Source organism: Candidatus Thiosymbion oneisti (assembly GCF_004359955.1).
Taxonomy (GTDB): Bacteria; Pseudomonadota; Gammaproteobacteria; order Chromatiales; family Chromatiaceae; genus Thiosymbion; species Thiosymbion oneisti.
Map to the genome: position 1 here is coordinate 78206 of NZ_SMSC01000001.1, position 17881 is coordinate 96086.

At 56.5% G+C, this 17881-nt stretch carries 19 protein-coding genes and 1 pseudogene; 5 read left to right on the forward strand and 15 right to left on the reverse strand.

The features are described from left to right. Positions 1–6 precede the first annotated feature (6 nt). On the forward strand, positions 7–246 hold the full coding sequence (locus E1958_RS00350; RefSeq protein WP_133510104.1) for a CDGSH iron-sulfur domain-containing protein: 240 nt from the start codon (positions 7–9) through the stop codon (positions 244–246). A 97-nt stretch (positions 247–343) separates the two neighbouring features. On the opposite strand, the gene E1958_RS00355 is transcribed toward E1958_RS00350, so the two are convergent. Beyond that, positions 344–622 (reverse strand): BrnA antitoxin family protein, encoded by a 279-nt coding sequence (locus E1958_RS00355; RefSeq protein ID WP_133510105.1) that lies wholly within the window; start codon positions 620–622, stop codon positions 344–346. Next, entirely contained in the window at positions 603–809 is a 207-nt protein-coding gene (locus tag E1958_RS00360) for a BrnT family toxin (protein ID WP_369334484.1), read from the reverse strand. Before E1958_RS00360 ends, E1958_RS00355 begins: the two co-directional genes overlap by 20 nt. Before the next feature lie 783 nt (positions 810–1592). Between E1958_RS00360 and E1958_RS00365 the strand changes: the two genes are divergently transcribed. Then, positions 1593–2153 (forward strand): Uma2 family endonuclease, encoded by a 561-nt coding sequence (locus E1958_RS00365; RefSeq protein ID WP_133510106.1) that lies wholly within the window; start codon positions 1593–1595, stop codon positions 2151–2153. Here the strand turns inward: E1958_RS00365 and E1958_RS00370 are convergent. Then, positions 2130–2567: pseudogene (locus E1958_RS00370) on the reverse strand (cytidylyltransferase domain-containing protein); the annotation flags it as partial. The gene E1958_RS00365 and the pseudogene E1958_RS00370 sit on opposite strands and share 24 nt — an antisense overlap. 64 nt (positions 2568–2631) lie before the next feature. Continuing rightward, a complete protein-coding gene (locus tag E1958_RS00375; protein WP_133510108.1) occupies positions 2632–4398 on the reverse strand; it encodes a B12-binding domain-containing radical SAM protein in 1767 nt (588 codons plus the stop codon). A gap of 572 nt (positions 4399–4970) precedes the next feature. Between E1958_RS00375 and E1958_RS00380 the strand changes: the two genes are divergently transcribed. After that, positions 4971–5219 (forward strand): hypothetical protein, encoded by a 249-nt coding sequence (locus E1958_RS00380; protein WP_133510109.1) that lies wholly within the window; start codon positions 4971–4973, stop codon positions 5217–5219. 764 nt (positions 5220–5983) lie between these two features. Continuing rightward, on the forward strand, positions 5984–7189 hold the full coding sequence (gene ltrA, locus E1958_RS00385) for a group II intron reverse transcriptase/maturase (RefSeq protein WP_243448491.1): 1206 nt from the start codon (positions 5984–5986) through the stop codon (positions 7187–7189). A 399-nt stretch (positions 7190–7588) separates the two neighbouring features. On the opposite strand, the gene E1958_RS00390 is transcribed toward ltrA, so the two are convergent. The 10 genes from E1958_RS00390 to E1958_RS00435 form a co-directional block, all read right to left on the reverse strand. Beyond that, positions 7589–8065 carry a type II toxin-antitoxin system VapC family toxin gene (locus E1958_RS00390; RefSeq protein ID WP_133510110.1) on the reverse strand — a complete coding sequence of 159 codons (477 nt, stop codon included), beginning with the start codon at positions 8063–8065 and terminating at the stop codon, positions 7589–7591. Between the two features lie 64 nt (positions 8066–8129). Further along, positions 8130–8978 (reverse strand): 3-deoxy-manno-octulosonate cytidylyltransferase, encoded by an 849-nt coding sequence (gene kdsB / locus E1958_RS00395; RefSeq protein ID WP_207787875.1) that lies wholly within the window; start codon positions 8976–8978, stop codon positions 8130–8132. After that, positions 8954–9907, reverse strand: a complete 954-nt coding sequence (locus E1958_RS00400) for a DNA-methyltransferase (RefSeq protein WP_089724205.1) — start codon at positions 9905–9907, stop codon at positions 8954–8956. The genes kdsB and E1958_RS00400 overlap by 25 nt, the downstream gene beginning before the upstream one ends. Before the next feature lie 198 nt (positions 9908–10105). After that, positions 10106–10408: a type II toxin-antitoxin system RelE/ParE family toxin gene (locus E1958_RS00405; protein ID WP_133510111.1), complete on the reverse strand. Its 303-nt coding sequence runs from the start codon at positions 10406–10408 to the stop codon at positions 10106–10108. Further along, on the reverse strand, positions 10405–10872 hold the full coding sequence (locus E1958_RS00410; RefSeq protein WP_133510112.1) for an antitoxin PaaA2 family protein: 468 nt from the start codon (positions 10870–10872) through the stop codon (positions 10405–10407). Before E1958_RS00410 ends, E1958_RS00405 begins: the two co-directional genes overlap by 4 nt. Before the next feature lie 594 nt (positions 10873–11466). After that, the gene (locus tag E1958_RS00415; protein WP_133510113.1) at positions 11467–11655 is read right to left on the reverse strand and encodes a Trm112 family protein; all 189 of its coding nucleotides are present in this window, start codon (positions 11653–11655) and stop codon (positions 11467–11469) included. Beyond that, a complete protein-coding gene (lpxK, locus tag E1958_RS00420) occupies positions 11648–12637 on the reverse strand; it encodes a tetraacyldisaccharide 4'-kinase (RefSeq protein WP_243725210.1) in 990 nt (329 codons plus the stop codon). The genes E1958_RS00415 and lpxK overlap by 8 nt, the downstream gene beginning before the upstream one ends. Positions 12638–12657: 20 nt before the next feature. Continuing rightward, positions 12658–14430, reverse strand: a complete 1773-nt coding sequence (gene msbA / locus E1958_RS00425) for a lipid A export permease/ATP-binding protein MsbA (RefSeq protein WP_133510114.1) — start codon at positions 14428–14430, stop codon at positions 12658–12660. Beyond that, positions 14423–14851 carry an ExbD/TolR family protein gene (locus E1958_RS00430; protein WP_133510115.1) on the reverse strand — a complete coding sequence of 143 codons (429 nt, stop codon included), beginning with the start codon at positions 14849–14851 and terminating at the stop codon, positions 14423–14425. The genes msbA and E1958_RS00430 overlap by 8 nt, the downstream gene beginning before the upstream one ends. Then, complete coding sequence (locus tag E1958_RS00435) at positions 14848–15471, reverse strand: MotA/TolQ/ExbB proton channel family protein (protein WP_133510205.1); 624 nt, start codon at positions 15469–15471, stop codon at positions 14848–14850. Before E1958_RS00435 ends, E1958_RS00430 begins: the two co-directional genes overlap by 4 nt. Before the next feature lie 373 nt (positions 15472–15844). Between E1958_RS00435 and E1958_RS00440 the strand changes: the two genes are divergently transcribed. Then, positions 15845–16528 carry a hypothetical protein gene (locus E1958_RS00440; RefSeq protein ID WP_133510116.1) on the forward strand — a complete coding sequence of 228 codons (684 nt, stop codon included), beginning with the start codon at positions 15845–15847 and terminating at the stop codon, positions 16526–16528. A gap of 589 nt (positions 16529–17117) precedes the next feature. Here E1958_RS00440 and E1958_RS00445 read toward each other — a convergent pair. Beyond that, positions 17118–17678, reverse strand: a complete 561-nt coding sequence (locus E1958_RS00445; protein ID WP_133510117.1) for a hypothetical protein — start codon at positions 17676–17678, stop codon at positions 17118–17120. Between the last annotated feature and the right edge of the window lie 203 nt (positions 17679–17881).

Consider the following 17881-nt stretch of genomic DNA (forward strand, 5'->3'; position numbering starts at 1 on the left):
AAACCGATGCAAGAACCCGAATGCCCGAAAGTGGGCCCCTATACCCTGGAGCTGGACGCGGGCACCTACTGGTGGTGTGCCTGCGGTCGCTCCAAGCATCAGCCGTTCTGCGACGGCTCACACCGGGGAACTGGCATCCAGCCCATGGAGCTGGAACTTACCGAGGCGCAGAAGGTGTGGTTGTGCGGCTGCAAGCGCAGTGGGGACAAGCCCAGGTGCGATGGTGCGCACAAGAAATTGGTGTAGGTTGCGTTAAGACGCCGGCACCGGCATCACAGGAGATCACCGAGCCTTTATGCGTCGCAACGCAACCTGTCCGGTCTCCCAAACAGAGCCAAATCGTTCAGGATTGCTTGCGGGACAGACCGCGATGCGTTTGGACGTACTCTCGCAAGGCGGCGTTTATGTGGGTTTGGTATTTGCCACCTTGGGCTTCGAACCACTCCAGTAAGTCGACGTCGATGCGAAGCGTTATCTGCTGTTTGATCGGTCGGTAGAAGCGACCTCGAACGGCGCCGGAAAAGTCGCTTACCTCGGGGATGTCGCTGGTATCGATGTCTTCATCGGGTAGCTCAGCCAATTGCCGTAGCTCCCGTTGCTGCTTATCTGTCGTCTTGCTCATAGATCCTGCGCTCTTTCGGGGTCGCTTTTCGGGCCGAGATGATCCGCACGATCTCCTCGTTTGGCTCTCCGTCGCGGTAGGTGTGGGCGACCAAGAGAACCACCGTCCGTCCGATACGTCCGATGGTTTGCCAACGTTCTTCGCCGTCCTCGTGTCGATCTTGGATACTGATCGCAACTAACCCCATGTTTGGCTCGGTTCTTCCTGTTTTTCCGCAGGTCCCATTTGAACTGCATGACAAAATTGTAGTTACAGTCGATGATATTGGGAAGTCGGCGCGGGGACCCATTTCCAGTAGATCAGGGTTAGACTCTCCCGTCCACATCATCGCCAAGGGCTAAGAGGCTGTCTAAAAATTAAGATACTGATTTTAGGACATAAAATCTGAAATTTCGCGCTCGTTCCCACGCTCCAGAGACTGTGAAAGTATTCGATTTTCCTGGAATCGGTGGAATGAAGCTGTCATATTTCATGCTGAATTCCGTATCAAGTGGTGCCGAGGAGAAATATTTCCGGCTAAATGAGTGAAATTATGTTGCCTTGTCCCTGGCGCTCTGAAAATCCAGGAATACTTTCACAGTCTCTCCAGCGTGGGAACGCCATCTTGTCCGCTCCAGCGGACTCAGCTCCTCTAGGCGTTGGCTGTTAGCCTACCGAGGCGCTTAATCGACGCTGGAGCGTCGGGATCTGCTCCCACGCTGGAGCGTGGGGAGCCAGCCGAAAATCAATGCCATTATAAAATCAATAGGTTAGTTTTTAGACAGCCTCTTAGAGGGTGTCGCAAAAGCGGTGGCATCAGCTGCCAGCCTGTGAAGTTTAAACCACAGAGGGCACAGAGAACGCAGAGAATTGGCCGGTGCCTTTCTCTGTGCGCTCTGTGTCCTCTGTGGTTCGAAAAGACTTTTGCGACACCCTCCCGGAGGCAGAGGGAGTGAAATGCGCAGATTGTTCCGTGTGGAAGTATATAACCATGGCCGAACCCGCCGAACACCAAGCGACCTATGAGGATCTGCTACGGGTTCCGGTGCGTTTGGTTGCCGAGATCGTCAACGGCCGTTTAGTCACCCATCCGCGACCGGCCCCGAGGCACTTGCGGGCGAGCTCGTCGCTCGGTGGAGCGCTCGATGGCCCTTTCGACAAAGGCCATGGTGGGCCGGGAGGGTGGTGGATCCTGGACGAACCCGAACTGCATCTCGGGCCCCATATCCTGGTCCCGGATCTAGCGGGCTGGCGTCGGACACGCCTGCCGGCCTTACCGGAAACCGCCTGGTTCGAGCTGGTCCCGGATTGGGTCTGTGAAGTTCTGTCCCCCGGAACGGCCGCAGGCGATCGTACCGAGAAACTACCGATCTATGCGGAATACGGCGTGAACCACGTCTGGCTCATCGATCCCCAATTGCACACCTTGGAGGCCCTTGAGAATGATACAGGAAGGTGGCGCTTGCTCACTACCTTGAACGGCCAAGATCGGGTTTCGCTCTCACCGTTCGACGCCATCGCATTCGATCTATCGCTGCTGTGGGCGGATTGAAGGGGCTGTTTCTAAAAATCGGATCACCCGCTCCACATCTTCCAGGGTATCGACGCCTGGGCCTGGCTCCTCGAGGGCCTGGGCCACGTGGATCGCTTCGCCGTGCCAGAGTACCCGCAGCTGTTCCAGGGACTCGGCCAGCTCCAAGGGGGCGGGCTGCCAGCTGACAAAGCGCATCAGAAAGGCGAGCCGGTAGGCATACAGCCCGATGTGGCGCAGGAATCGAACGCCCTGGGGCAAGGGTTCGTGCGCCCCGAGGGACTCGTCCCGATGCCAGGGGATGGGGGCGCGCGAGAAGTAGAGCGCGTAACCATCCGCATCCGTGACCACCTTGACCGTGTGCGGATCGAAGAGGGTCTCCGCATCGCGGATGGGGTAAGCAAGGGTTGTCATGCCGCTCGCTTCGCTCTCGGCACTTTGCGCGGTCGGCTGCAGGCACTCGTTAGGCGGCTTCGTGCATTCAATTGAGCCTGGCCCCTTATTGCTCGGAAGCTGTTTTGTAATCGGGAAGCAATTTGTTTACAAGCACATCCCTTATTCTGTCTGCATAATGCACCTGCTGTATTTGCTTATCTCTATATTGTGCAACTGTAAGTTTGTGAGCGTACTTCAATAATTCTAACAAATCGTAGTAGTGTCTAGTTTTGAATTCTGCAAGCTCTTTCTTTATCAGAATATTATTCACCGTCGATGGATACTCGATAGACTCAACAATTTCTTGAAATACCTCTTCCGCTTTTTTGTAGTTCCAGGTTTTTGTCTTCCACTTGAATGACACTCCATGCAAATCATATTTTCTTCGGCCTTCTGATGAATTTAGATAAGCAGTATCTAACGATAGAAAAAACTTATGAAATTCAACATAATTGATTCCAGGACCGTCTCGTGGAATTTCTCTTACGACATTGAGTGTATTGTTAATGGAGTCGGAGGTTTCCCCTGGATGACATACGATGAAAGATATCCTTGTGTCAATGTTGTGCTTGTTTAGAATCGAAACATTTTCCAAAAAGCGTTCAGGGTATATATGTTTGTTAATATGATTCTTTAAGAGATTCTTATCTCCGCTTTCCATGGAGCTTTCTAGGTATATACACCCTGTTTTTGCGAGTTTTTCTGCGGCCTCGTCATCAAGATGAATTAGCGACGTCGACGTACTATCCCAAGTAAATCGGCCTTCAAAATTTAGCATTGCTTTCGTAAACACTTCCAATTTTCTCTTGCTTGAAAACAAGTTTTCATCTGTAAAGCGTAGATGAGTAATAAACGGTAGTGACGATATTGACTCCAACTCTCGGACAAATGTATCGTATTCTTTATTGGTAATGTTTGATGTTCTAAAATCACAGAAACTACAATGGAGTGGGCACCCGCGACCAAACTCTATCGACTGAGAATTGAATGTGAAGTATTCCTTGTTCGTACTGTAAGCTAATTTCCAATCGAGTTCGTCTTCATTGATAGACGTTAAATCCGCTTCCATTTTGTTTATTATGAACCTATTTCTCAAGGGATCAACGCATATCGTATTATTATGATTGCGCCATTGCTGACCTTTCGATATTGCTTCCAATACCGACAAAAGCGTTTTCCAGCCAGGATAAGAAGGTATAAAAACGTCGATATGGCGATCTAATAATGTAAACATAAAAAACTGCGATTTAAGTAGAAAAAACCTATTTGAAAGTGAAATGTATTCGCTGATCGGGCTTTTTTTGGTTTCGCAATATGCTAGATAGTTTTTTGTGATTTTTGGGCCACCTACCAGGATATACGTTTTGGGGGAAAATTTCTTTATCGTCTTGGCTAGATTTCGGACTATTGATGCTTCCAATATAAATGTCGCAGAAATGACGACGGCAAAAGGTTTTCTTTTTAACAGTGCTCGGAATTTATTGGATTCTGATGCGGCGTTCATTATAAGTAATGGATTCCAGCCGGCTTTCCTTAAATGCTGCGAAAGCAATAAGCCATTTAGACGTATACCATTTGCGGTTCCAATATTCGAGTCAAGTGTTGACTTGTTTTCTTTGATATTTCCTTTCACGAAGACATTTTCATAATCATCAAGGCTCGTGTATTGATGGTGTATTATATGATCGAAGACTCCTCCTCTCATGCCGTATCTTTTAAAATCCCAATCAAACTTCATTGATTTAAAGTCAAAATAACTAAACAAACTCATACCTGGGCCGAGAAACCTATGCGATTCTGTAATTGAAACAACAATAATGTCTGTATTCATGCTATCCCCCTAAATGTTTCTACGATGACACCTTTAGATGCCGGGCGCATGAACGCCTAGTGGTCTTCGGCAGGAATTCGTCACGGTCATTCTGGCGGAGGCCGGAATCCATTGGCTGGGCCGACCTCCGGCATTCCCGATTGCGTGGGAATGACGGATTGATGCCCGCCTAACGTTAAGGCTAAGCTGGCGCATAAACTGCGCCTTGCCCGTACCTTGCAGATTATACCACACTCAGCGGCGCAGTATGCGCTCGGCTTGAGCCTTTTGTTAGAAGGCGCTTTTGAGACCTAGAGGAGACCGTTGACATCCGCAGAAACTCTGTTCTACCCTGAAAAGGCACCGGCAAAATCCGGTGCCGGGGTTTGGCAGCTCCGGTGAACTGGCGCGCAAGCGCCAACGTCCTTCGTGGCGCTTTTTTCGCGCCCGGAGGTCTCCTCTATGGCGGTGCGCGTGGGGGAGCCTTCGGGCTCGCCGGTGCCAGTTCCCGGTCTGCCAACCCCACGTGCACCGTCTCCTTCTTGTTTGGCAGCAAGAAGAGACGGTTTCCTGTATCTGAACTGGAGACCGCTATGTCTACCGTTACTCCTCTGCGCCCGGTCAATGCCGAGCGCGCCCAAGCCCTTATCCAGTCTGTCTCAGCGCCGAATCGTGAAACCGACCGCGACGAGCTGATAGCGACTGTTCCTATGGTGCTGGAGTTCGTGCTCGGCTGCATCCTGAAGGACTTCGACTACGACGCAAATCCAACCGCTTTGCTCGCCATTGCCTCGCGTGTTTTGGTGGTCCTGATCGATCGGCTGGAGGAAATGGCCCAATGAACAGCATCACATCCATTCACGGTTAGCGTTTTCAGTACCAGTACGGCGAGCCCATGATCGAGGATTTAGAGCTTGCAAATGAGCTAGATGCGCTGACGAAAGCTGCTTGATGAGCTGGCGCACCTTCTGCGGTAGGTGCGCCTTCTAACGGCAAGGCTAAGCTGCCGCCAAAAGCAAAGCGAAGCGGCGCTTTTGCGGTCGGCTGCAGGCTTTTGTGTACGCCCGGCATGGGCATGAGCTTATGGGGTGAAAGTCCCCTGTAGGAGTACCTGTAATGTCCTTCGGGACGACTGTAACTACGAGCCGACGGCAAGGGCAAACCCGTGAGGGGATGTCTGGAGGAAGCCCGAGCGCAAACGTGCGAGCCGACGGACAGAAATCGCCTAGAAGGCCTGGCCCCCGGGCGAGTCAGCACAAGATGACGAAGCCTATCAGGTGCAAGGGGTAGGGTAAATGCGGCGGTTGTGTACGGAAAGTTCATGCGCTTATCCGGGGAGAGCTGTCTCACGTGCGGTTGGTGTTTCTATGGGAGTCGAATTGAGGGCCAGTCTGAAAAGGCTGGGAATCCCATCGACCCCTAAGGGGGCTGTGGTTGCCATGGGAGCTGGCTTGAGGGCCAGCACGAAAGTGCTGGAATTGCCACCGGACCCGACAGCGACTCGGGCCGCGCGTCGTGCGGTAACGTTCGACGTGATGGGACAGGAGTCAGCAGAGGCCATACGAGCCGGAGCCCTCGGGAAGGGTGTGACGGTGAAGGGCCGAACATGAGAAGCCAAGGCGGAGCGGTGGAACACTTGCAGGCGTTGGTGAACCCGAGCGGGGAAGACGCGTTGCGGCGTGGTGCCATGCAGCCAGCCTTGCATGACAATCTGATGGAGCGGGTCCTGGACAGCGAGAACATGCGACGGGTATGGAAGCGGGTGAAGGCCAATCAGGGTGCGCCCGGCATCGACGGGATGTGCATCGAGGACTTCGCCGAGTTTGCCCGTTCGAGCTGGCCGCAGATCCGCCAAGCCCGGTGTGATGGTGGCTACCGACCCCAACCGGTCAGACGGGTCTCGATCCCGAAACCGAATGGAGATGGCGAGCGTTTGTTGGGTATTCCCACGGTCGTGGATCGGGTAATCCAGCAGGCCATTGCGCAAGTTCTGGGGCCGATCTTCGATCCGGGGTTTTCGGATTCGAGCTTCGGCTTCCGACCGGGACGTTCTGCCCACGGAGCATTGCGACGGGTACCGCAGGACATCGGTGAAGGCTACCGCATCGCCGTCGATCTGGATGTGGCGAAATTTTTCGACCGCGACCAGCACGATGTCCTGATGGCCCGCGTGGGTCGGAAGGTACGCGACAAGCGATTGCTGACGCTGATCGGCAAGTATCTGCGGGCGGGTGTTGTGGTCGGAGAGACCCGGCAGGCAACGGAGTTGGGAACGCCGCAAGGTGGTCCCCTGTCGCTGTTGCTCGCCAACATCCTGTTGGACGATCTGGACCAGGAGCTGGAACGCCGGGGGCACCGGTTCGTGCGCGATGCGGACGATCTGCTGATCCTGGTCAAGAGCCCCAGGGCGGGCGCGCGGGTCATGGCAAGCATCACGCGCTTCCTGACCGGCAAGCTCAAGCTGGTGGTCAACGCGCACAAGAGCCGGGTAGTGAAGACCAACGACGGTGAATTCCTCGGCTTCACGTTTCGGGGAACCAAGTTGCGTTGGTCCAACCGCGCCTTCGAGGACTTCCGTCACAACATCCGGCAGCTGACCGGAAGCAGTTGGGGCGCCGCGATGGACTTCCGGCTGAACAAGCTCGCCCAGTCTGTCCGTGGATGGATGGGTTACTTCGGCATCTCCGACTCCTACCGTCCGATCCCTGAGCGCGATCAGTGGATTCGTCGCCGGGTGCGCGTGTGCTACTGGAAACAGTGGCGCAAGCCGCGCACCAAAGGTACGCAAGCTGTTGGCGCTGGGGACGAGTAAACAACAGGCAATCAGGACCGGGCTCTGTAGCAAAGCCTACTGGCACCGGTCGCAGACGCTGGCCACTCAGACGGGAATGACGAACGACTGGCTGCAAAGCCAGGGCTTGATCTCCGTGCGCGATCTCTGGATAAAGGCGCATGGTTATGCCTGAGATCCTTGTGTGCTTCCTTCTCGTGAACCGCCTCGTGCGGACCCGCTTGCTAGGTGGTGTGGGGAGGGCGGGTTAATTACCCGCCCTTACCCGATTAGCCACCTTTTTGGGCTTCAGCCTTACTAGTTGATGACCGCAATTCATCTGATGGGCTTTATAATCTTCGCAAATCGCATTAAGGTCATAGTTGAACTTTCTTGCGTGTTCGTTACGAATTGCGCGTATTTCTTCAACTATAGGATCTTTCATACTTCACCTCCTAACAATTCTTCTGGAGAACATATTTCCGGGCAGGCATAGCCGTTTTGCTCTGCGATTTGCCTTATCGTTGTCCTAGTAAACGGATTGTTGATGTGCTTGAAATTCCAGGTAACAATAACGTCGATGCCGTTTACGGTTGCAGTAGCGATATGCAAAGCGTCTTCCAGACATTTTTCTGGAACCGCCTTGCCATCAACAAATGCTTTTGCCAATAGTTTTGCTTCATCGTCAATTCCTAAAACTTGAAAGTCCTCTATGACTTTTAAGCGCTGACCCGCTTGCATTTCATCGCCCTTAGAGGCTTCCTGAATAACGATGTCCGAGATATATGGATGAAAATTTCCAAGAACATTCCACATATCAAATGTAGATGCCTGGTGGGCCGAAATTACGACATTCTTTGACGGTCTTGCCACGAGATAGCTTACGACACTCGTCTCTATATAAACCTTCTGTTTCATCAATTCTCTTGGCTAACATGCAATAGACGGTTCTACCGCCGTATCTGTTCAGCGTCTCTGCGGTTCAAAATCCGTTGCCCTGGTCTCCGCTGACTCCCTTCCGTGCCATCAGTCCCCGGTTGTCTCGTAGCCGGCGACTGGTAGTTGGTAGCTTATAATGTCGGATCACCTGCTCCACATCTTCCAGGGTATCGACGCCTGGGCCTGGCTCCTCGAGGGCCTGGGTCACGTGGATCGCCTCGCCGTGCCAGAGTACCCGCAGCTGTTCCAGGGACTCGGCCCGCTCCAAGGGGGCGGGCTGCCAACTGACAAAGCGCATGAGAAAGGCGAGTCGGTAGGCATACAGGCCAATGTGGCGCAGGAATCGAACGCCCTGGGGCAAGGGTTCGTGCGCCCCGAGGGACTCGTCCCGATGCCAGGGGATGGGGGCACGCGAGAAGTAGAGCGCGTAACCATCCGCATCCGTGACTACCTTGACCGTGTGCGGATCGAAGAGGGTCTGTGCAGCGCGGATCGGATAGGCAAGGGTTGCCATGCCGGTCGAGCCGTGGCCCGCCAGGTCGCGCGCCACCTGGTCGATGAGGGCCGGCGGCATACAGGGCTCGTCGCCCTGGAGGTTGACCAGGATGCTGTCCCGCGGCCAGCCACGGGTCGCAGCGACCTCGGCAATGCGGTCCGTACCGCTTTGGTGATCACTCCTGGTCAGGGCCACATCGGCGCCGAACGCGGTACAGACCTCGGCGATGCGCACATCGTCCGTGGCGATCACAATCTGGTTGGCGGTACACTCTCTGGCCCGTTCATAGACGTGTCGAATCAGCGGCACCCCGGCGATCTCGAGCAGCGGCTTGCCGGGAAGCCGGCTGGCGCCATAGCGGGCCGGGATAACTACTTTGAAATCGATTCCGGCCATGGATTTGGGTTCAAACCGGAAAATCGAAGAGCCACTTGTTCAGCCCTTGCCTTTGTTTGTAACCTTTTTGGGGATTGCCTCTTTAGAAAAACCATCGAATCTTGCTTATCTTCATGGGTAAACAAAGCCTTGTAATTAAAACCAGGTTCCTGATTTGCAGAAAACATGTAACCTTCTTCGAGTCGTTTACGAATGTGCTCCGAATCATAAAGCTCTACGCCAATCCAGTTTCTGTGATGTATTTCTGCTGCCTGGTAGGTGGATCCACCGCCTCCGAAGGGATCTAAAATAATATCTCCAGGATTGGTAGAAATCAAAATGGCGCGTTCCGGGATAACCAACTTCAATTCATTGACGCCGGGACGAACCTTGAACTTCTTGTGGCGGTTCGGTGAGGTATCTTCCCAAAAATCCGTGAGGTTCACACCTTCAGGATTCATTTTGCTACGGTGTCCGCCGTAGTCTCTAATTTCCTTGCCACAATGGCGGCAAGTTGGAATCGGTAATCGGAGTTTATTGAACACACGAGGCTTACCTCTTGTATAATACAATAGGGCATAGTGAGCAGGATAGAGTTTATTTCCGCGCGGGTAGGTTCCTTTCATGGTCAGGGCTATCCAATGCCTGAAATCGAGGTGTTCGCCCATGATCGGCGCAAACTGCACGGCCAGCTCAGGCATAGCATAGAGGAAAAATGTACCTCCTCCCTTCAAGACTCGGCAACATTCCAGAATCCATTCTCGACACCATTCAATGTATTCGGTCTTGGAAACCTTGTCGGTGTAACCGTTTTTATAGTCTTTTCCTATATTAAACGGGGGATCGGCAAATATGGTATCAATAGACTCGGATCTCATGCGGCCAAGGATTTTCAAGCAATCACCTTCGTAAAGGAGACCGTGACAGGTGGTGAAAAATGGTTGGATCATAAGGATAGGTTATCGCTCGACCAAAAGGCTGTCGAAAATGAAAACAGAAGTATTGCCAGCCGCCCTGGTGAGTTGAACCGCAAAGGCACGAAGATTTTCCGTAAAGGCAGCCCTTGTAGATAACCAACCGGAGGTTGGGCAAAGCGCAGCGTACCTGACATTTTTGCTTTTCCTATACTCAACCAATCTGTCACCCGGTTACGGCGTTTGCTGCGCCGCGTGCTTCACGCTCAAAATCTGTACGGTGCGGGCCTCGACCAACACCCGGTAAAAAACGATGTAATTCGGATGCGCGACCAGCTCGCGCACATCGGCCGACGAGCCTGGTCGGCCAGTACGCCCGAGCTCGGGATGCTGCGCGAGGGGTTTGGTCTGGTCGCGTATTTCCTGTCCGAAGTTTTCGGCGTGCACCGGGTTATCCTTCCCGATGTAGCGGACGATGGTGCGCAAGTCATTGCGGGCTGTTGGTCGCCACTCAATGCGGTAAGCCTTCGCCGTCACGCTTTGTCCGCGGCGTGAACAATGCGCTTCCTGCCGGTCATGGCGGCAATCTCGGCATCCATTTCGGCCATGACCTCAGCATGCGGAATGTCTGGCCGGGGGTCGTCGATGGCCTCCTGAATTTGAGCAGCCAGCCACTCGTTGTAAGCAGCGGCTTTGTGGGCCTCACGCATCGCCTCGGCGCGACCCCGATTGCCGGCGGTTTCTTCCTTCTCGGCCGGGTTCCATTCGCTGGCGTCGAACTGACCGACTGTGATGCCCACGTCGCGCAGCACGTTTAATGCGGCGATGGGATTGCTGAAGCGGCGCGGCTCGGTACTCCCAGTCTTCGACAAAACAGCGTCCTGTCCGCTCCGGGTGGCGATTTCCACGAAGAAGCCGCTACCTTGTCCTTTCACAGTGATGTCCTTCACGCCGCCGGCGCTGGTCATGGCGCGAAGCTGTTCCAGGGTCATGCTGAACATGGTGAAATCCTCTATCAAACGAGGAAATTATAATGCCTTGATTGTGTATGAATGGTAGAAATTATGTAAGTCCCCAAGGTTACAAAAAAGTCGTTTTAAGGCATTTATAAAAGGCTGCGTCGAGAGCAAAAAACCCTCTCCAGGACACCGCAAAGAATCCCCAGGATGGGATTTTTCAAGGTCCCTGTATGTTATTGTGCAGATCCAGTTGAGCCATGTGTCTCATTACGTCTCTTTTATTCGATCCCCTCTCCCCAGCCCTTTCCCGGAGGGAGAGGGGGTGCTGCGTGTGGCGTGCCCAACCCACTGCGGGTGGCGATGTTTCCATTTAAACCTTAACCACTACCGATAGCTGATCGATGCGGTTCGTTTTACTCACCGCATCCTACGGGCTTTGCCCAACCTGCAAACCGATAGTAACCGAACCGCAGAGGACTCAGCGTTTCAACCTCTTTTTTATCCACAGATTACACGGATTTTCGCAGATGAAAAACAGAAACAATCTGCGAAAATCTGTGTAATCTGCGGATAGATGAAGAGTGTTTGAACCATAATTCCTTTGCGTCTTTGCGGTTCAAAAAGTCTTTTATCCGCTCATGTCGCGGGGACCTCTTCTTCGGGACCCAGCGCCCGTGCCTCCTCTTCCAGCATCACGGGAATATCGTCCCGGATCGGGTAGGCCAGGCGATCGCCCCGGCAGATGAGCTCCGCGGCCGGCTTGTCGTAGTAGAGGATGCCTTTGCATACGGGACACCGCAGGATGTCCAGGAGTCTTTTATCCATTGCCGATACCCTTCAGTTTTTCCAACAGCAGCTGTTCGAACCCGCTGGGGAGCCGCGACGCCACCGGCAGATACCAGAAATCCGGGCGCGCAAACCCGGTGCACTTGACCGCGTCCTTCTCCGTCATGACCACCGGCCCCGGGGGCCAGGATGCCGCGTCCTCACGGCGGAACGGGTGATGATCCGGATAGGGCCGCTCGTCCACATGCAGTCCCCGGCGGCGCAAGTGCGCGAAGAAGCGGTCGGGATTGCCGATCCCCGCGACCGCCGTGACCCGTTGCCCACGCAACTCCCCCAGATCCCGCGTGATCTCCCGGTCAGCGAGATTGACCAGCGGTCCGGGAGCCAGGCGCATCACCTGCCCACCTGGACAAGGACTACCATTGCATAGGGTCAGGTCCGCTGCGCGACCCCGGGCCGCGGGCTCACGCAGGGGTCCGGCAGGCAGACAACGCCCATTGCCGAACCGGCGGGAGGCATCGATCACCAGGATCTCCAGGTCTCGCCGCAGACCATAGTGCTGGAGCCCATCGTCGCTCACAATCATATCGCATTCACAGTTAGCCAGAAGCAGCTCGCCGGCCGCGACCCGGTTGGCCCCTGCGACGACGGGGCAACCGCTGCGCCGCGCCAGCAGGACCGACTCGTCTCCCACCTGGAAAGGATCATCGTCCCCCTCCACTAACCAGGGCCACCGGGTCCCGCTACCGCCGTAACCCCGCACCAGGATACCGGGCCGGTAACCCCGGCGGCGCAATAAATCGGTTATCTCCAGCACCAGGGGGGTCTTGCCGGTACCGCCGACGGTGAGATTACCTACCACGATCACGGGGACCGGCAGGCGACGGCTGTGCAACCATCCCCGCCGATAGGCCAGACGCCGCAACCTGACGCCGCCGCAATAGAGCCAGCTCAAGGGCAGCAAGGCGGAGGAGAGCGGGTGGCCGTTGTACCAAACCGCCCCAGCAAGACGGGTCATCATGATCCGGCTCGCCGATCCGTTCATGCAGCCGCCGGACCCGTATGGAACTGCATCCGGTGCAGCCTCGTGTAGGATCCCCCCCGCGCCAGCAGGTCCAGGTGCCGACCCTGCTCCACGATACGTCCCTGCTCGATGACTGCGATCCGATCCGCATGCTCGATGGTGGAGAGCCGGTGGGCGATGACCAAGGTGGTGCGATGCTGCATCAGCTCCAGCAGTGCGGCCTGAATATGGCGCTCCGACTCAGTGTCCAGCGCCGAGGTGGCCTCGTCCAGAATCAGGATGGGGGCATCCTTGAGCATGGCCCGCGCGATGGCGATACGCTGGCGCTGCCCGCCGGAGAGCAGTACCCCCCGGTCGCCGATGGGGGTCTCGAAGCCACGGGGGAGCGCGCGGATGAAATCCAGGGCATGGGCCGCGTGGGCTACCCGCTCGATGTCCCGCAGGTCCACCTGCCCCGGACGGCCATAGGCGATATTGTTCGCCACCGAGTCGTTGAACAGGACCACATCCTGGGTCACCAGAGAGACCTGGTCGCGCAAACTCTTCAGGGTCAGCTCCCGCACCTCCAGGCCATCGATGAGGATCCGCCCACAGGTCGCGTCGTAGAAACGCGGTAAGAGGCTGACCAGGGTGGTCTTGCCGCTGCCAGAACGTCCCACGAAGGCGACCGCCTCTCCAGGCTCGATGGTGAGGGTCACGTCCTCGAGCACGGGCCCCTGGTCCGGGTCGTAGACATGGCCTACCCCCCGATACTCCACCCTTCCTGCGGCGCGGCCCAGGGTGCGGGTGCCGGTGTCGCTTTCGGTCTGGGTATCCAGGAGCTCGAACAGACTCTCGGCGGCGATGATACCCCGCTGCAGATGGGCATTGACCGAGGTCAGGCGTTTGATCGGCGGCAGCAGCAGCCCCATGGCCACCACGAAGGACATGAAGGTCCCCACCGAGATACCCTCCCGCAGCCCCTGCATGGTGGACAGGTAGACGATCACGGCGATCGCCAGGGCCGAGATGAGCTGCACCAGAGGAACGCTGGCCGCCTCGGTAGCGATCATCTTCATCTGCAAGGAGCGGGTCTTTTCGTTGACATGGCCGAAGCGGGTCCGCTCTTGGGCCTGTCCGCCAAAGGCCTTGACCACCCGGTGGGCGTCGATGACCTCCTGAACGGTATGGGTCAACTCACCCACCCGGTCCTGGATGCGTTGGCTGTGACGGCGAAAGCGCTTGGAGGCGTACTTCACCGCCCCCGCCATGGCGGGCCCCGTCAGCAGAAAGATCGCCGACAAGGAAGCATTGATGTACAGCATATAGGCCATCAGGCCCATGACGGTGAAACCGTCGCGCACCAGGGTGGTCAAGGCCGTGGTGGTGGCTTGGGCGACGTTCTCCACGTTGTAGGTGAACTTGGACAGGATCTGACCGGAGCTGTGGCGATCGTAATAGCGGGTAGGGGTGCGCATCAGGTGCTCGAACATCTCCCGGCGCAGGTCCGCCACCACCCGCCGCCCCACCCATTTGAGGAAGTAGGTGTTCACGAACCCGGCGCCACCCCGGACGACGAACAGGACCACCAGGAGCACCGGCATGGTGCGCACTACATCCGGATCGCGGTCCACGAAGCTGCCGTCCAACAGGGGTTGCATCATAGCGGCGAAGATCGGCTCGGTGGCCGCGTAGATGAGCATCCCCAAGATCGAGACGGAAAAGGGCCGCCAGTAGGGGCGGGCGTAGCCGAGCAGACGCCGGTAGACCAGCCGGGCGGGGCCCGCGACGACGGCGCCCGCCTCACTCATCGGGGGCGTCGGGTCGGGTCGCGGCGAGGGAGAAGTGCAACAGCCCGAGTCGGCTGGCTGCATCCATGGCGGTCATGACCGCCTGGTGCGGGGTCGCGGCGTTGGCCCTGATGATTACCGGGAGCGCCCGCTCCGCGCCGACCACAGCTGCAATCGCCTGCTGCAGGGTAGCCGGCTTCCGGTCCGCCACCATCCGTTCGTCCACATAGAAGACGCCTGCACTGTCGATGGTAATCTCCAGGGCTCGGGGCATCTCGGCGGGAACGGCTTCTCCCTGGGCCTCCGGCAACCGGACCCGGATGCGGGTGTCTTCCTGGAAAGTAGTGGACACCATGAAAAAGATCAGGAGCAGGAAGACCACGTCGATCATCGGCGTCAGGTTGATATCGGGGGGTTCGGGACGATGCGGGCGCAGGTTCACTTGACACCGTCCTCCGCGCGCTCGCCCTTGATGATCTCCACCAGCTTCAGGGCCTGCTCCTCCATGCCGATGGTGAGCTTATCGACCTTGCCGTTGAAGTAGCGGTGGAACATCAGGGCCGGGATGGCCACTGAAAGGCCGGCGGCGGTGGTAATCAGGGCCTTGGAGATGCCGCCCGCCAGGACCCCCGGATTGCCCACGCCGGCCTCCATGATGACCCCGAAGACCTCGATCATCCCGATGACGGTCCCCAGCAGCCCCAGCAAGGGTGTCACCGCGGCAATCGTGCCCAAGGCGTTGATATAGCGCTCCAGCTCCGCCACCACCTGACGGCCGGTGTCGTGAATGGCCTCCTTCATCACCTCCCGGGAATACTCCCGGTTCACCAAGCCCGCGGTCAAGATACGCCCCAGGGGAGAGCCATCCCGCACCTTGACCAGGCGTTCCTCCGTGAGCTGCGCTCGGCAGTGCCACTCCCGGATCTTAGTAACCAAGCCTTCGGGCATGACCCTGCGCCGACGCAGGGTCCACAGCCGTTCCATGACAATAGCCATGGCGATGACCGAACAGGCAAGGATCGGCAGCATCAACCAGCCGCCGGCCCTCATCAACTCCAACACCTGGAAATTACTCGGGTTCCCGAAATGCATGTCGATCCAAGCAGACACGACAGACTCACCCCGCCTTCCCTAAGGCTCAACCGAGATAGGCAACCTTCGCCGCCGTCCGTCACAGGGCCTTGCAAGACCCCCTCCAGGGATTCTCCGACCCGCGAAGTCACACGCGCGATCGGGCCGAGCACCGACCCCACTACCCGCGCCCATAGTTGCATCTATGATACCCGAAGCAGAATTCGGGCTCAGGCGATTTCCGTTTCCGTTAGGGCCTCGGGCCGGAAGGCGAAAACCGACCCCGCTTGCATCCGGGCCGTGAGCCGGCTATTTTCTCTCTGGTCTCCAAGATTCCTGGTTTCCAAAATTCTGGGAGCTGATTATGGCAGCCGTCATCGAACGTATCGATAGCCTCGAACAGACCGTGCAGGATTTCGTCCGGAGTGTCGGCGCCGAATTCCGCAAGCTCTACGACTCGCAACGGCAAACGGAAACGGAGCTGCGCCTATTCAAGGACGAAATGCGTGTGTTCAAGGATGAAATGAGTGATTTCAAGGATGAAATGAGTGATTTTAAGGACGAGATGCGTGACTTCAAAGACGAAGCGCGCCGGCAGCAGCGGGAGATGAACAAAAAGTGGGGGGAGCTCTCCAACAAGCTGGGCACCCTGGTCGAAGACCTGGTCGCCCCGAGTCTACCCCGTGTCATCGAAGAACGCCTGAACGAGCCCGCCTATGACCTGATGGTCCGACTCAAGCGCCGTTTGCCCGACGGGCGAATGAAGGAATTCGACGCCTTAGTGGTAACCCCCGACTGCGTCTGCCTCAACAGTACCAAGGCGACCCTGCGCAGCACCGACGTAGACGGCTTCGTGGCCGACATCGCCGAGTTCCGAACCTTCTTTCCCGAGCATGACGCCCTGCCCTTGGTGGGAATTCTCGCCAGTCTCAGCGTAGAAAAGAACGTGCTCGCCTACGCGGAGAAACAGGGCTTTCTGGTGCTGGCGGTCGGCGATGAACTCATGGAGGTCAAGAACCAGCCCGGTTTCGAGCCGAAACGATTCTGAATTATTTGGCGTCGTGTGGAGGGAAAAGATCCCCCCTGCGTCGGGACAGGGTTTGACGGGTTGCGTTCGACGCACCAGGCGCGCTGATCGTCTGCTTGGGTCATGCCGGCGTCTTAACGCAACCTACACCCACATTACCCCCTGCACGGTCGTACGCGCGGACCTCGTGTTGGGTGTAGGTTGGGTTAGGCGCGCTGCCCGATCCTGAAGAACACAAACAACGTTGAACGCGCCGTAACCCAACACGACACCTTCTCAGATCACGCCAAATAATTCAGGATTGCTAAATGCCGACCCAATGGGGCGGTGACAGCTTTTTGTTATGTGGTATTGGTTAAGGTTTAAATGGAAACATCGCCACTAGCAGTGGGTTGGGCACGCCACACGCAACACCCCCTCTCTCTCGGGGAGAGGGTTGGGGAGAGGGGATCAAATCAAGAAACGGGGCATAATGAACCCTTCTACGCTTATGTCAACCGCCCCGAGTAGAGGCAAATCTCTAAGCACCCGTGATATTTGCTACCTTATTAGAATAGTGGCTGATCTGTAATTTTTTCGCTTCGGTCGGTAACGTTGGTAGGTTCCAAGTTTACCACCTTCCGCCGTCCGGCTCAGCGATGAGTTCGTCGTAACCACCTAGCTCGCGCAACGTCTCGGTCACTTCGTCATCATACTCACCATGAGCGAGTACGGTCTTCAGCTGTTGGAAAATGGCGCCGGTGGAATCGCTCTCGGCTAATTCTAGTGCCTGAAGAACTCCAGTGTCTCCCATAGCGACCATAGCGAACAGTGCTCCATGGTAACCGCGATAGCGCTCATCGACGATTTGCACCAATTGGGGTAGAAGTCGCGTGTCGCGCACCTGCGCCAGAGAATCTCCGACGACATGGGGTTCGTCACCATCCTGTGGCAGGCGTGTCATCAGATTTCCCAGTTGCGTGATTGCCTCCTCGGTCCCGATGAGCACGAGCCCCTCGGCAACTGCGCGCAACAAGTCCATATCATCATCGTCCGCAGCCGAGTACGCCAGATCGCCTAGGGGTTTGACGAGTTCTGGCCGTCGAGTCCGCGCCAACCCCTTGAGAAGCTCCCGCTTCTCAGTCTTATTGAGAGCGGGGTCCCGGTAGGCGATCAACCAGTCTTCAAGCATTCGCCGCCTCCGAATACCGAGGTTCCCGTCGGACCCCCGTCCCACGGACTCAGCATCTTTACCAACAGAGCCTAAGGCCGGAATTGCGCCCCCCCCCGACTCGAACACTTTCGAGCTAATTCGACGGGAAGGTATCGGCACAGGTAAAACTGATGCGTCAGTAGACTTCAACTGCGACCCATGCGAGGAATCATTCGGCGGTA